Origin of the sequence: Croceibacterium mercuriale (assembly GCF_000802385.1) — a bacterium.
Taxonomy (GTDB): Bacteria; Pseudomonadota; Alphaproteobacteria; order Sphingomonadales; family Sphingomonadaceae; genus Croceibacterium; species Croceibacterium mercuriale.
In genome coordinates this window covers 480,469-494,935 of record NZ_JTDN01000002.1, presented here as the reverse complement: position 1 = coordinate 494,935, position 14,467 = coordinate 480,469, and the positions used below count along the sequence as shown (strand labels likewise).

Below are 14,467 nucleotides of genomic sequence, written 5' to 3'. Positions count from 1 at the left end.
CATGCGGCTGAGCGCACACGGCTCGACCTTGGAGCTGCGGCCGGACCTCGGCGGCAGCATCCTGGCGCTGCATCATGGCGCCTGCGCGGTGCTGCGCCCCGGCGCGCCCGATGCCGTGCGCCCCTTGGACGCCGCCTGCTTCCCGCTGGTGCCCTACGCCAACCGCATCGCCGACGGGCGCTTCACGCACGAGGGCGTGAGTTACGACCTGCCGCGCAATTTCGGGGCCGATCATCCGCACAGCCTGCACGGCACCGGCTGGCTCCGCCCTTGGTTTGTGGCGGAGCAGGCGGCGGACAGCGTAGTCCTGGTGCACGATCATGCCGGCGATGCGCACTGGCCATGGCCTTTCGCCGCGCAGCAGCGCCTGACCCTGGCACCCGGCAGCATGACGATCGACCTGTCGGTGCGCTCGCTGGCGGACAGCCGGGTTCCGGCCGGGCTGGGCCTTCACCCCTATTTTCCCTGCGACGATGCCACCCGGCTGGCCTTCACGGCAGGCCATGCCTGGCTGGCCGATGCCGACGACCTGCGCACCGACGCCGCGCCGGCCGACCGGTTCGGTGACTGGCGTGACGGCGCGCCGGTGCAGGGGACGACGCTGATCGACAACAGCTACTCCCCGTGGAACGGGGAGGCGCGGATCATGCAACGCGACCACGTCCTGCACCTGGCGGCGACCGGCGCGCCCGCCTGCCACCTCTATCGTCCGCCGGAAGGTGGCTTCTTCTGCCTGGAACCGGTCAGCCACCTGCCCGATGCGATCAACCGCGAAGGCATGGCGCTGCTTGCACCCGGCGAAACCCTGTCGCTGCGCCTTGTACTGACGATCGAGGGCTAGTCCGCCACCTGCCCGGCATTGCCGGCATGGTACCCGCTGGCATCCGCCACCGCGAAGAACCGGCGCAGCAGGTCACGCTCGGCGGTGGTCAGATGCGGGTTCCACACATCGAAGATCAGCACCACGCGCGGATCATCGCTGTCATTCCACGCTTCATGCTCGATCGTGTCGTCGAACACGAAGGCCTCACCTTCCTGCCACGGGCGGGTTTCCCCGCCCACGCGGAAGCCGCACTGCTCCGGCACGATCAGCGGCAGGTGGACGATGGCGCGCGTATTGCTCACCCCGCTATGCGCCGGCAGCCGGGTGCGCGGGCGCAGGATGGAGAAGAAGGCGGTCGGCGCGCGGCCGGGCATGTCGGCCATGGGCAGGCTGTCCAGCAGCGCGGCGGTATGCGGCGCGCGGGCGCATGCCTCCGCCTGCCGCTTCCCGAAACGCCACAGATACAGCACGCTCCAGTCCGGCGAGCCACGCAGTGCGCTCCAGCGGCTGGGCGGGGCGCCGGGCGCCTCCTCCACATACGGCACCAGCCCGGCGCCATCCCCTGCCAGCAACGCCTCAGCCTCCGCCCGGATGGCCGGGGTGGCGGCCTCCAGCCGCTCCAGCCACGGGAAGTGTTCGCGCGGGAAGAACTCGTCGGCCGGCAGGAACGGGAAGTGCAGCCCGTGGCATTCGCTGGTGTAGATCCGCCGGCGGCCCAGCATCGTATCCACGCAGGCATCGAACCGGCGCAGCGCCGTCGCCGGCTGCGTGGCGCGTGCCGCCGCCATCCCGTCCGTCAGGTGATCGGCCAGCCCCTGCGTACTGGCGGCAACCGCTAGGCGGGCATGGTCCAGCACCGCCTGGAGCGGAGGTGCGGGGTCGGCGATCCCCTCCGCCAGCCGCAGCAGGGTGGACCAGCGCTGCGCCGCCGCCGCCGTTTCGCCCATCCGTTCGTGCAGCTGCGCCAGCCGCACGATGCCGCCGATGTGCCGGCGATCGCGGTCGAGCACGCGCAGCAATGCGTCACGCTCCCCCGGATCATCGCCCTGCTGCCGGCGCGCGGTGGCGGCGTTCAGCCACAGATCGGGCGCCGCGACATCCTCCTCCGCCGCGGCGACGAAATGCCGCTCCGCCCCGGCGGGATCGCCTTCGTTCAGGCTCAGCACGCCCAGCGCATTATGCGCTGCCGCGCTGCCCGGTGCCTGCGCCAGGACCGCTTGGTAGGCGGCGCGCGCACCGGCATTATCGCCCCGTCGGGCCAGATCCTGGCCGTGGGCGAGCAGGCGTTGCGGATCGGCCGTCGGCGCGGCGCCGGTCAATTGCTGGCGGCCAAGCCGGACCGTGCCCGTTCCACCACGTCGCGGCCTTGCACCTGCGCGCGTTCCGCGATGCGGTCCCATTCGGCGGCGGTGCGGCATTCCCGCCGCCCGGGGACCAGCGATCCCGTGGCCGTGAAGCGCCGGCAGATGCGCCTGTCCGGATCCGCTGCCGGCGCCGCCGGAGCGGCGGCAGCGGGGGTGGCGACAGGCTGCGCGGTCGCCGTCGCCTGCGCGGGCGCGGCGGCCAGAGTCAGCACACTGGCGGCAAGAACAGGCAACAGCATGGTCGATCCTTCATCCGAACTGATGAGGCAGTAAAACACGGGTCACGCACGAAGGCAAAAGCCAATCCACGCCCCCTGTTCGCCGGCCCGTCACCGTGGCATCGCCGCCGCATGACGACCGGACCTGCACCTGTGCGCGACGCCGACTGGCTGGTCCATCGCTACGACGCGGTGGCCGACGCCTTTCACTATATTCCCGCCGATCGGGACTTGCGCAGCCGGGCGGTGTTCCTGACCGATGCTGAACTGGGTGCCGCCGCCCGGGCGCCGGTGGCGGTGACGCGGGACCTGGCGGTGGCGGGGGTCGGTGCGGCAGGCGCACCGCTGCGGCTGATCGTGCATTCGGCCTTCTGCTGCTCCACGCTGCTGGCGCGCGCCTTCGACCTGCCGGGAACCGCCCACGCGCTGAAGGAGCCGCAGGTGCTGAACGATCTGGCCGGCTGGCGACGGCGGGGCGGGGCTCCGCGCGACGTGGCGGCGCGGCTGGACGATGCGTTGCGCCTGCTGGCGGCCCCGGTCCCGACGGGGGAGGCGCTGCTGGTGAAGCCGTCTAACGTCGTCAACGCACTGGTGCTGGCGATGCTGTCGCTGCGGCCCGATGCACGCGCGGTGCTGCTGTACGCGCCGCTGCCGACCTTCCTGGCCTCCGTCGCATCCAAGGGGCTGGAGGGGCGGCTGTGGGTGCGCGAACTGTGGACGAAGCTGGCGGCGGACGGCCTGTGCGACCTGGCGGTGGAACCCGCCGATCCGCTGCGTCATACCGACCTGCAGATCGCCGCGCTGGGCTGGCTGGCGCAGCATCGGCTGTTCGGGCGGATCGCGGCGCGGTTCGGCGACAGCGTGCGCACGCTGGACAGCGCGGCGCTGCTGGCCCGGCCGGCGGATGCGCTGGCGGCCACGGGCGACCTGTTTGGGCTGCGGGTGGACGCCGCCGCGATTGCTGCCGGGCCGGCCTTCGCCCGCAATGCCAAGACCGGCGCGGCCTTCGGCGCGGGCGACCGCAGCGCGGTGCATGATGCCGCGCGGGCGGCGCACGGGCCGGAGATCGCGCTGGTTGCGCAATGGGCGGAGGCGGTGGCGGATGCCAACGGCATCGCCATGGACCTGCCGCAGCCGCTGGTGTGACACGAAAAAGGGCGGCCCTGTTGCCAGGACCGCCCCCTTGTCGTTGCCTCAGGCGACCTGCGGATCAGAACCGCAGACGCGCGCCCAGCAGGAACCGGCGACCGACGGGATCATAGGTCGACGGGAAGGTGTTGCCGCTGTTCTGCGAGGTGGAGCCGATATTGTTGCCCACCAGCGGCGGCTCTTCGTCCAGCAGGTTCGCGACCGTCAGCGTGTAGGTCAGGTGCTCGCCATGCTGATAGCGCAGGCTCAGGTCGAAGTAGTCGTAGGCCGGGATGCGATTGAAGTTGTAATCGCCGCCGCCCACGGTCGGCACCGGACCGGTATAGGCCGCGCGCTCGTCCTGCAGCTCGTAATCGACGCCGGACAGGTGCCGCCACAGCAGCGACACATCCAGTGCGTCATAGGTCAGCGTGGTGCGCTGGGTCCAGCTGAAGGTCGGCTGGATCGAACCGTTCACCGAGCCGCAATTCTCCGAATACAGGCCGACGCAATCGCGCAGCGAGCTGACCGGAGAGGTCACGTCCGCGTTGAACGAGTTCTTGTTCGTCCAGTTGCCGTTGAAGCCCAGCGACAGGCCGACCACACCGAAATCGCGGGTGTAGTTCAGGACCAGGTCGATGCCGTCCGTCTCGAACCGGCCGGTGTTGGAGAAGCTGATCGGCAGGCCGGGGGAGATCGACGGATCACCGGACAGCGAACCATCGATGGAGTTGCGGCGGATGGCGGTGCAGGCCGGGTTGCTGACGCTGAGATCGCTGATGAAGCAGGCTGCGATCACGTCACCGGGGGTCGGCTCGCTGATCGCGTCCTTCACCACGATGTTGTAGTAATCGACCGAAGCGCTGAAGCCCGGCAGGAAGTCGGGCTGCAGGATCGTGCCGACGGACCAGCTGTCCGACGTTTCCGGCTGCAGCGTCAGGCTGCCACCGCCGGTGTAGTTGGCCTGACCCGAGGTCGGCACCGCGATGGCGCCGATCGTTTCCGCCGGGGCACCCTGGGCAATGCAGACCGCGCGCAGCACGCCGGTCGGTGTCGGCAGACCCAGCGAGACACCGGAATCGTCCAGGCTGGCGCAGGGATCATCCGACAGGTTGGTCAGCAGGGTGTTGATCGGACGGAACAGCTCGTCGATGTTCGGTGCGCGGACGGCGCGGTTGAAGATCCCGCGGATGGTCACGCCATAGACCGGTTCCCAGCGGCCGCCGACCTTCCAGGTCGTGGTCGAGTAGGTCGGGCTAGTGGGCGCAGCGACGCGGTAGTCGGAATAGCGAACCCCGCCTTCCAGCTGCAGCGTCCGGAAGCCCGGGCGATCGGAGACGAGCGGAACGATGACTTCGCCGAGCGCTTCCCACACGTCGTAGCCGCCCGAGACGTTCGGGTTGGCGCCGCCGGCGCCGCCCAGGTCACCCGAGGAGGACAACGAGTCCGACAGGCTGGCAGCGGTGTACTTGCGATACTCGCCACCGACCGCGAAGCTGACCTGCTCCGCCGCCCAGGGGGAACCGAAGCCGGCGCCGCCGCTGATGGTGCCACGGGCCTGGAACTGCGTGGCGCTGGTCTGCGACGTGCTGATGCCGGTCAGGAAATCGACCATGTCCGGCGTGATCGAGCCTTCGGGGCCGAACCAGTTGACGGGAACGCAGCCATTGGCATCGCTCTGGCAGGCGGCGGTGCCGTCGGCCGCGCGGGTGACCAGCAGCGACTGTGCCACGCGGCTGTTCAGCGTGTAGCCGGTGATCGTCTGCAGGTTGTCGCTCTCGCCGTAGGACCCGAACACGTCGTACTGCAGGTCATCGGTGATGCTGCCGCGCACGCCGGCCCGGTAATCGAAGTAGGTCGTGGTGTATTCGGAGACACGCGGGCCGACTTCGGTCGCCCGGCGGAAGACCGAGACATTGTCGACCTGGCGATAGTTGGGATCACCCGGGCCGGTGGCCGTCGCTGCCGCGGCGCACTCCGCTGCCGAGAAGCGGGCGCTGTAGCCGACGGCGGGGTTGGTGTCGAAGGCGCAGAACGCGGTGCGCTGGGCGGCCGTCAGGAACGGATTGTTCAGGCTGACCGAGACCGGGGTGCCGAACGCGCCGGACGGCGCGATGATCGTGCTGACCGAGTTCTTGGAGAACAGGGCGCGGTTGTAGAACTCCACGCTGTCCGACACTTCGTAGTTCGCCGCAGCATAGGCGTTGAACCGCTCGAAGGGGACCTGGAAGATGTTGTCCGGGTTGAAGTTGAACGGAACGAACCCGCTGCCGGCATTGAATGCACCGTTCGGGCCGATCTGGCGCGAACCGGCCTGCACGTTCGGGCCATCGGTGAAGGAGTCGGCACCGGTCGGGTTCACGCCGGAGAAGCGCGAGGGGACAGACGTGCCGGAACCGCCGATGGCGCCAGTGAAGGAATCGATCTGGTTGACCGAGATCTCGCGATCACCCTGGAACACCGGATCGACCGACTGGTAGCCGACCGACAGCACCGCGTTGCCGCGATTGTCGGCAAAGTTGGCGCCCACGGTCAGGTCGGCGCGGAAGCTCTTGCCGTCGCCGGCTTCCGGGATGCCGCCCGTTACCGACAGGTCAACGCCGGCGAAATCTGTGCGAGTGATGAAGTTGACGACGCCGGTGATCGCATCCGCGCCATAGGTGGTGGAAGCACCACCGGTCAGCACGTCGACCCGCTGGACCAGGGCCAGCGGAATGTTGTTGAGATCGAACTGGCCCGACAGCGTACCGGGGGCGAGGCGCACGCCGTCCAGCAGCACCAGGTTGCGGTTGGCACCCAGGCCGCGCAGATCGACGAAGGACGCGCCGCCATTGCCGTTGTTCACGGCCGAACCGATGGAGGGAACGACGCCCGGCAGTTCGCGCAGCAGCTCTTCGGCCAGCGTGCTCTGCTGCAGGTCGATCTCGTCCGAGCCGACCACGGTGACCGGATTGGCGGCCAGCAGGTTGGGATTGCGGATCAGCGAGCCGGTTACGATGATGTCGTTGCCGCTGGGTGCGGTGATATCCTGCGCGGTGACCTGAGCACTCGCGGTGTTCGGCGTACCGGCAACGTTGTCCGTGGTCTGCGGTGCAACTTGCGCGAAGGCCGGGGTGGCGAAAGCGCCCACCAGCAGGGTCGAAGCAAGCAGCTTCGGACGCGTCAGCTTCCTCATGAGTTTCGAAGTCCCTCTTGTTCGCAGCGGACCGTCCCTGTTGCGGTCCCGCAGCGTCATCGCGCAGGGCGACTGGCAACAGGTGTATGGATTTATCGCACTTGCGAGCAACGAGATTCCGCGAATAGTATCATCTTACACAAGATAGTGGCTTTAACGTCACAGGATCGTAATGTGTGGCGGAACTGTGACAGACCCGGGAGATGGTGCATGCGGCCCCTGATGGTGCGAACGATGCTTGGCCTGCTGGCGGTGACCTGCGCGCCACACGCATCGGCGCAGGACGCTGCCGCCGACCGCCCGGCTGCGGGCCTGATCGCCGACCTGACCGCCTGCCGCGCGCTGGCCGTCGATGCCGAACGGCTCGTCTGCCTGGACCGCGCGGCCGCCGCGCTGGTCGATGCGCAGGCCGCGAACGAGGTGGTGCTGGTGGACCGCGCCGCGGTGCGCGATGCCAAGCGGGCGGTGTTCGGCTTCTCCCTGCCGCGAATCAGCCTGTTCGAAGGTGGCGCACGCGACGAGGCGGAGGAGCAGATCCGGTCCATCACCGGCACGCTGGCACAGGTGCGGCCATTCTCCCGCGGGCTGCATCTGCTGGTGCTGGAGGACGGGTCGCAGTGGCAGACGACGGAGGCGCGGACCAACTACTTCCCGCGCGCCGGCGACCCCGTCACCATCACGGCTGGCGCACTGGGCAGCTATAACGCACGGGTGGATGGCGCCCGCAGCATGCAGGTCAAGCGCATCAACTGACCCGGCATCGGGCGACAAGGAGCAGGCAATGAGTTTCGTGCGGACATTCGGCGCCGGGCTGCTGGCGGCAGCGGCGGTCACCCTGCCGGCGGCGGCGCAGCAGCAACCGGCGGCCGGCGCAGCGACGGCAGCGGCGGACAGCGCGGAGGATGCGCGCCTCACCACCTTCCTGGACGCGGCCTTCGATGCCTCGCTCGCGCTCAGCCCGGAAGGCATGACCAGCCTGGGGCTGAAGACCGGATACGACCGGCTGGACGACTACACCGATGCCGGCGCCGCGCAGGCGCTGGCCTTGCGGGAGGAACAGCTGGCGCAGCTGCGGCGGGACTTCGACCCCGCCCGGCTGAGCCCGGCGGGCCGGGTCAGCTATCGCCTGTTCGAACAGGCGGTGGAGCAGGACCGGCGGCAGTTCGCCTGGCGCAACCACTTCTTCCCCGTATCCACCAATGGCAGCCCGGCGGGCGACATCCCGGTGTTCCTGATCAACGAACATCGGGTCGAGACGGTCGACGATGCCCGGGCCTACATCGCCCGGATCATCGAGGCGCAGCGCGTGATGGGGGAGGTCGCCGCCCGGATCCGTACCCAGGCGGAGGCCGGCATCGTGCCGCCGAAGATGGTGTTCGCGCCCGCCCGCGCCGATGCGCAGCTGGTCATCACCGGTGCGCCGTTCGATGATGGCGCGGACAGCACCGTGCTGGCCGACTTCCGCAAGAAGGTGTCGGCGCTGGAGACGGACGCCGCCACGCGCGAGGCGCTGGTGGCAGAGGCAAGCGCCGCGCTGGCCGGGCCGTTCCGGCAGGGCTTCGACACGCTGTTCGCCGCGCTGGACGCGGTGGAACCGCTGGCGACGGGCAACAATGGCGCGTGGAGCCTGCCCGATGGCGGCGAATATTACGCGGCGCGGCTGGCCTATTACACCACCACCGACATGAGCGCGGAGCAGATCCACCAGCTCGGCCTGAGCCAGGTGGCGGCGATCCGGGCGGAGATGGACGCGGCGCGGCAGGAGATGGGCTATGCCGGGACGCTGGACGCGCTGATCGCCGCGGTGCGCACCGATCCGCAATACCGCCTCCCCAACGACGAGAGCGGCAAGGAGCAGTATCTGTCCGAGTCGCGCGCCGTGATCGCGAAGATCATGGCGGAGGCGCCCAACTGGTTCCACCGGCTGCCCGAAGCTGCGCTGGAGGTTCGGGCGGTGGAACCATGGCGGCAGGAAACCGCCTCCGTCGCGTTCTACAACCGGCCGGCACCGGACGGTTCGCGGCCCGGCATCTTCTACGTCAACCTGGCCGACATGACGCAGGTGTCGCGCCTGCAGGTGGAAAGCATCGCCGCGCATGAAGGCGCACCGGGCCATCATTTCCAGATCGCCCGCGCCCAGGAGCTGCCCGGTCTGCCCAAGTTCCGCCGCTTCGGCTTCTACGGCAGCTATATCGAAGGCTGGGGCCTCTACAGCGAGCGGCTGGCCGGCGAGATGGGCCTGTACCAGACGCCGGAGGCGCGCTTCGGCATGCTGTCGCTGCAGATGTGGCGCGCGATCCGGATGGTGGTGGATACCGGCATGCACGCCAAGCAGTGGACCCGGGAACAGGCAATCGACTACTTCCGCGCCAATTCCCCGGTGTCGGAGCGTGACATCGTCAAGGAGATCGACCGCTACCTCAACAATCCGGGCCAGGCGACCAGCTACATGGTGGGCCAGCTGCACATCGCCGGCCTGCGCCAGAAGGCTGAGGCCGCGCTGGGCGACCGGTTCGACATCCGCGACTTCCACGAGGTGGTGCTGGGCAATGGCGCCCTGCCGCTAGAGGTGCTGACCGAGCAGGTCGACGCGTATATCGCCAGCAGGCAGGTCTGACTGCCGTAACCAGAATGGACCGATGTTTCCCCGGGGAAACATCGGTCCGGTTCGTTTATGCCAACATGCGTTCCGTCACCAGCCGCTCCAGCACGGTCAGCGGCATCGGCCCGTCGCGCAGCACATCGTGGAAGGCGCGCGGGTCGAAGGCGGCGCCCTGCTTCGCCTTCACCGCATCGCGCAGCTTGACCCACTGGGTGTGCCCGATCTTGTAGCTGCATGCCTGGCCCGGCCAGGCGGTGTAGCGGTCGATCTCGTTCTGGCTGCGCTGGCGGGCAATGCCGGTGGTGTCGATCAGGAAGTCGGTCGCCCTCTCCCGGCTCCAGCGCTGGTGATGCATGCCGGAATCGACCACCAGCCGCGTGGCGCGGAACAGCAGCGACTGCAGGTAGCCGACCTGTCCCAGCGGATCGCCATCATACATGCCCATCTCGTCCGCCAGCTGCTCCGTGTAGAGCGCCCAGCCTTCGGAGTAGCCGGAATAGCCACCCCGGCGGCGGAGCAGCGGGATCGCGTCGGATTCCAGTGCCGTCATCACCTGCAGGTGATGGCCGGGCACCGCCTCGTGATAGGACAGCGTCGCCAGCCCGAACTTGGGCCGGTTGAAGGTGTCGCGCAGGTTGATGAAATAGATCGCCGGGCGCGATCCATCCAGCGACGCGCTCTGGTAATATCCGCCGGGCGCGCCATCCTGGATCGACGGGGGTACGCGGCGCACCTCCACCGGTGCCTGCGGCAGGGTGTTGAACTGTTCGGGCAGGCGTGCGGACATGCCCTCGATCTGCGCATTCAGCGTGGCCAGCAGCGCGGCCCGGCCTTCGTCGGTATTGGGGAATAGCTGGTCGGGCCGCTCGTTCAGCGCTACCAGCCGGGCGCCCACGGTGCCCTGCGTCATGCCCTGTGCCTGCAGGATACCGTCGATCCGGTCGCTGATCTGGGCCACCTGTTCCAGCCCCAGCCGGTGGATCTCCGCCCCGTCCAGTGCCACGGTCGTCGCCGCCTCGGCCGCGGCGGCATAATACGCCTCCCCATCGGGCAGGCGCCACACGCCGGCATCATGCGTGGCGCGGGCGCGCAGGTCGGTCAGCAGCGCGCGCTGCCGGTCGAGTGCGGGGAACACCTCGCCCTCCACGATGGCGGTGGCCTGCGCCACGCGATCGCCGGGCAGCCCCGCTTCGGTCAGCTTGCGCGCCAGCGCGCCGACCAGCACCGTCTCGCCGGCCGGCTGGTCGCGCAGCTGGCCCAGCTGGGTCAGGGTCGTGTCGAGCAGGTAATCGGGCGCGAACACGCCGGCCGTTGCATCGTCGGCCTGCCGCTGCGTGTCCTGGTCGGTCGCGGTGGCGAAGGCGGCGACACGCGCCAGATAGGCATCGGCATCCGCGGCATCCTTGATGCGGTGCTGCGAATCCAGGAAATCCGGCACGTCACGATAGGCGCCGGTCAGCTGCGTCAGCACATAGGGGGCGTAGCGGCCCATGCTGGCGCCATAGGTGAACCGCTCCGCCCCGCTGATCGCGTGTTCCAGCTGGTAGGTCACGACCTCGTGATCCAGCCGGCTGGAGGGCGACAGCGGTGCCACCGGCACCGCCTGCAACTCCGCCAGTTCCGCCTTGGCCCGGGCCAGATCGGCTGCGACGCCAGCGGCGGAGCGATCGTCCAGCTGCGAGCGCAACGGCGCCAGTTCGCCGGTGTCGAGGCCCAGCCGGGTCGCGCTTTCGGGGCTTTCGGTCAACCGCGCGGCGAAGAACCGGTTCAGCATCGCGCGCAATTGCGCATCGGCCGGGGAGGGGCTGGCAGCCGCCGGCGCAGCGACCTGCGCCGCGGCCGGCATGGCAGCGGCCACCGCCACGGCACTGGCGCTGCCCAGGAACAGCCGGCGGTTCATCTGGGTGCTCACGCTCACTTCTCCCACCAGTAGGCGCCACGCGTCGCATCGCCGGTCGCCACCTCGTTCAGCGTTGCGGCATCGTACAGCCGCCCGCCCAGCATCACCTGATGCACCTTGTCGCTGTTGCGGATGTCGGCGCTGGGATCGGCATCCAGCACCAGCAGGTCGGCCAGCTTGCCCACTTCCAGCGAGCCGATGTCGCGCGCCATGCCCAGCGACTGCGCCGCCACGATGGTGCCCGCGCCCAGTGCCTGTACCGGGGTCATGCCGCCACGCACGAAGCTCCACAGTTCCCAATGCGCGCCGATGCCGGCCTGCTGGCCATGCGCGCCGATCGCCACCTTCACGCCGCGCTCCGCCAGGCGGGCGGCCTCCCGCGCATTGTCGTCATCCACGAAGTTGGATTCCGGCGCGGTGATGCGCCGGGCATTGGCGGCCAGCAGCCGGTCGGGCGGGGTGTGCGCCTGCAGCAGCGGATGGGCGAACACGTCGGTCGCCTGCCGCCAGTACGGATCGCCCGCCAGCCCGCCATAGCTGACCACCAGCGTCGGGGTGTAGTTGGTGGTGCTGGCGCTGAAGAACTGCAGCACGTCGTCATAGAACACGTTCAGCGGGACATTGTGCTCCAGCGTGGAGTTGCCATCCGCCACCAGGTTCATGTCCATGCCGAACAGCGAACCGCCCTCGGCCACGACCTGCATGTTCTCCTGCCGGGCGGCCTCCACCACCTGCTGCCGCTGGTCGCGGCGCGGCTGGTTGTAGTTCTTGACGCTGTGCCCGCCCTGCGCCTTCAGCCGGCGGACATGCGCCAGCGCATCGTCCAGGCTGTTGATCTCCGCATAGACGTCCGCCGCCTTGGCGCCGTAGACGATCTCCCCGGTGGAGAAGATGCGCGGGGCAAGGATCAGGCCGGCACGCTGCATCTCCGATGCGGCGAAGATCTCGCTGCTGGTGTTGGACGGGTCGTGGATCGTGGTGGTGCCCAGCGCCAGGTTCTGCAGCATGGACCAATTGCGCTGCGGCACCAGCTCGTCCGTGCCCGCCGGGCCATGCGCATGGGCATCGACCAGGCCGGGCATGATGGTCTTGCCGGTCGCATCCACCACCGTCGCGCCGGCCGGCACCGGGGTGGAGGCGCGCGGACCGACCGCGACGATGCGATCGCCACGGATCACCACCACGCCATCCTCCACGATCCCGCCATCGGGCGTCGCCATGGTAAGGATGCGCGCACCGGTCAGCGCCACGGTGGCGGTCGGCTTGGCCGCGTCCACCTCCATCGCCAGCGACACGCCGGCGGCGGGCGGGGTGAAACCCTGCTCGCCTTCGGCCCGCGGTGCGGCGGGGAACAGCTGCGCGGTGTCCGCGGTGTAGAGCACCGGCCCCAGGCTCCAGTGCAGGCGCGCGCCATCGCCGGACCAGGTGATGTAATCCGCCCCGCCGGCACTGGCGCGGGTCACCGGCAGCGCCTTGGCATCGGGCGCCAGCGACACCGCCTGCCCGCCCGGCATCAGCGGCACGACAAAGGCGGCGTAGTTCTGGCGGAAGGCGACGAAGCGGCTGTCGGGCGACACGATGTAGTCGGTCGCCAGCGCGCCGGTCGCATGGACGCGGCGGTCCTGCCCGCCGAGATCGGTGCTGACCAGCTGGCGCTCGCTCTCTCCGTCCTTGGCCTCTTCCGCGATCATGAAGATCCGGTCATTGCCGGCACCGAACTGCGGCGCGGCCAGGCCGCGGGCCACGCGCATCACATCGCCGCCGGTCGCCGCGACGCGATAGACGCCGGGGTCGGCCGCCCAGTTCGGGTTGGTCAGCCCGCCATCATCGACCCGTTCGAACACGATGGTCGCACCATCGGGGCTGAAGCGCGGGCGGGCATAATGGCCCGGCTGCTCCGTCACGTCGCGCGGGGTGCCGCCGCTGGCGGAGACGGTGCGGATGCGGCCGAGATCGTCATCGGTCCAGCCGACGAACACGATCTGGCGGCCATCGCGGGACCAGCTGGGGAACAGCTCGAAGCCGCCGTCCGGTCCGGCGCCCCCGCGCGTCAGCCGGCGCGGCTCGCCACCGGCGACCGGCTTCAGCCACAGCTTGCCCAGGCTTTCGAACACAACCTGGCGCCCGTCCGGCGAGACGCTGGCGAAGCGCGGCATGGCGGTGGTGAAGCGGTCGGGCGCGACGGCGATTTCCGGATGCGGCGCGTCGATCACCCCGCGGGTGTCGTCCACCGCGAAGGGGATCACGCGGGCGCCGGTCCCGTCGGCATTGATGCGGTTGATCTTGCCGCCGGCCCAGAACATCAGTGCGCGGCTGTCGGGCAGCCAGGCCATGTTGGGATAGACGCCGGTGACCGCCCAGGTCTCCTGCACGTCCTGGTCCAGGTCGTCGAAGATCTTGCGTTCCTCGCCGCTCTCCAGATCCTTGACGTACAGCTTGGACCGGGTGGCCTCGCGCCGCACGAAGGCGATCAGCTTGCCATCGGGGCTGGGCGTCGGCCGCACCGCGCCGCCGGCGCCGGTGACGACCGTGCTCACCTCCTCCGTGCCGAAGTCGTACCGCTCGATGTCGAACAGGTTGGTGTTGGAATCCTGCGCATATTCGAAGATCGGGCCCGGCGTGACGTTGCGGGTGTAGTACACCGCACTGCCATCGGCGGCGTAGACCGGCTCGCCCAGCTCCTTCTGGTGCGTGGGGTTGGGCCGCTCCACCAGCGCCACGCCGGCCCCCCCGCTGACATGGTACAGCCAGATCTCCCCGGTGCCGAGCGAGCGGCCGGTCGTGAAGTGCTTCTTGGCCACCAGGAACTGCCCGTCCGGGCTCCAGCTCGGCTGGTTCAGCAGGCGGAAGTCCTCCTTCGTCACCTGCCGCTTGTCGCTGCCGTCGGCATTCATGACCCAGATGTTGTCGCCGCCGCCCCGGTCGCTGGTGAAGGCGATCCGCTGCCCATCGGGGCTGAAGCGCGGCTGCACCTCCCATGCCAGCCCTTCGGCGATGCGCGTGGGCGTGCCGCCGTCGACCGGCATGGTGTAGATGTCGCCCATCAGCGTGAACGCCAGGGTGCGGCCGTCAGGGCTGACGTCCAGGTCCATCCAGCTGCCTTCGTCGACCCGCAACGGCACCTGCCGGATGGTGGCGCCGGTGGGGGCGTTGACGTCCCACTTGGGGGCAGCAGGGGGCGTGACCTCCTGCGCGAGGACGGACAATGGCAGGGCGGTGCCCGCCAGCAAGGCGAGGGCGGCGATACGGCGGTACAT

9 protein-coding genes are annotated in these 14,467 nt (G+C 69.5%); 4 read left to right on the top strand and 5 right to left on the bottom strand.

The annotated features are described in order from the left end of the window. The first annotated feature begins 1 nt into the window (after window position 1). The gene (locus tag PK98_RS11955) at window positions 2–841 is read left to right on the top strand and encodes an aldose 1-epimerase (RefSeq protein ID WP_081996274.1); all 840 of its coding nucleotides are present in this window, start codon (window positions 2–4) and stop codon (window positions 839–841) included. Here PK98_RS11955 and PK98_RS11950 read toward each other — a convergent pair. Further along, window positions 838–2,142 (bottom strand): aspartyl/asparaginyl beta-hydroxylase domain-containing protein, encoded by a 1,305-nt coding sequence (locus PK98_RS11950; RefSeq protein ID WP_235425499.1) that lies wholly within the window; start codon window positions 2,140–2,142, stop codon window positions 838–840. The two genes, PK98_RS11955 and PK98_RS11950, sit on opposite strands and share 4 nt — an antisense overlap. Further along, complete coding sequence (locus PK98_RS17275) at window positions 2,139–2,426, bottom strand: hypothetical protein (protein ID WP_200885032.1); 288 nt, start codon at window positions 2,424–2,426, stop codon at window positions 2,139–2,141. The genes PK98_RS11950 and PK98_RS17275 overlap by 4 nt, the downstream gene beginning before the upstream one ends. A 111-nt stretch (window positions 2,427–2,537) precedes the next feature. Between PK98_RS17275 and PK98_RS11940 the strand changes: the two genes are divergently transcribed. Further along, window positions 2,538–3,551 carry a hypothetical protein gene (locus tag PK98_RS11940; protein WP_039097117.1) on the top strand — a complete coding sequence of 338 codons (1,014 nt, stop codon included), beginning with the start codon at window positions 2,538–2,540 and terminating at the stop codon, window positions 3,549–3,551. Between the two features lie 64 nt (window positions 3,552–3,615). On the opposite strand, the gene PK98_RS11935 is transcribed toward PK98_RS11940, so the two are convergent. Further along, on the bottom strand, window positions 3,616–6,708 hold the full coding sequence (locus PK98_RS11935) for a TonB-dependent receptor domain-containing protein (protein WP_039097116.1): 3,093 nt from the start codon (window positions 6,706–6,708) through the stop codon (window positions 3,616–3,618). Window positions 6,709–6,918: 210 nt separating this feature from the next. Between PK98_RS11935 and PK98_RS11930 the strand changes: the two genes are divergently transcribed. Together PK98_RS11930 and PK98_RS11925 are read left to right on the top strand one after the other, a co-directional pair. Continuing rightward, on the top strand, window positions 6,919–7,461 hold the full coding sequence (locus PK98_RS11930) for a hypothetical protein (protein ID WP_052208602.1): 543 nt from the start codon (window positions 6,919–6,921) through the stop codon (window positions 7,459–7,461). A gap of 28 nt (window positions 7,462–7,489) precedes the next feature. Next, entirely contained in the window at window positions 7,490–9,325 is a 1,836-nt protein-coding gene (locus PK98_RS11925; protein WP_039097115.1) for a DUF885 domain-containing protein, read from the top strand. Window positions 9,326–9,380: 55 nt separating this feature from the next. Here PK98_RS11925 and PK98_RS11920 read toward each other — a convergent pair whose 3' ends face one another. Next, window positions 9,381–11,210, bottom strand: coding sequence for a DUF885 domain-containing protein (locus PK98_RS11920; RefSeq protein WP_039097633.1), 1,830 nt, complete (start codon window positions 11,208–11,210; stop codon window positions 9,381–9,383). 14 nt (window positions 11,211–11,224) lie between these two features. Beyond that, a complete protein-coding gene (locus tag PK98_RS11915) occupies window positions 11,225–14,467 on the bottom strand; it encodes an amidohydrolase family protein (RefSeq protein ID WP_039097114.1) in 3,243 nt (1,080 codons plus the stop codon).

Bases quoted from the DNA above. Each gene is read 5' to 3' on its own strand.
- PK98_RS17275 (WP_200885032.1), bottom strand. From the start codon at position 2,426: ATGCTGTTGCCTGTTCTTGCCGCCAGTGTGCTGACTCTGGCCGCCGCG.
- PK98_RS11935 (WP_039097116.1), bottom strand. From the start codon at position 6,708: ATGAGGAAGCTGACGCGTCCGAAGCTGCTTGCTTCGACCCTGCTGGTG.
- PK98_RS11955 (WP_081996274.1), top strand. From the start codon at position 2: ATGCGGCTGAGCGCACACGGCTCGACCTTGGAGCTGCGGCCGGACCTC.
- PK98_RS11915 (WP_039097114.1), bottom strand. From the start codon at position 14,467: ATGTACCGCCGTATCGCCGCCCTCGCCTTGCTGGCGGGCACCGCCCTG.
- PK98_RS11930 (WP_052208602.1), top strand. From the start codon at position 6,919: ATGCGGCCCCTGATGGTGCGAACGATGCTTGGCCTGCTGGCGGTGACC.
- PK98_RS11940 (WP_039097117.1), top strand. From the start codon at position 2,538: ATGACGACCGGACCTGCACCTGTGCGCGACGCCGACTGGCTGGTCCAT.
- PK98_RS11925 (WP_039097115.1), top strand. From the start codon at position 7,490: ATGAGTTTCGTGCGGACATTCGGCGCCGGGCTGCTGGCGGCAGCGGCG.
- PK98_RS11920 (WP_039097633.1), bottom strand. From the start codon at position 11,210: ATGAACCGCCGGCTGTTCCTGGGCAGCGCCAGTGCCGTGGCGGTGGCC.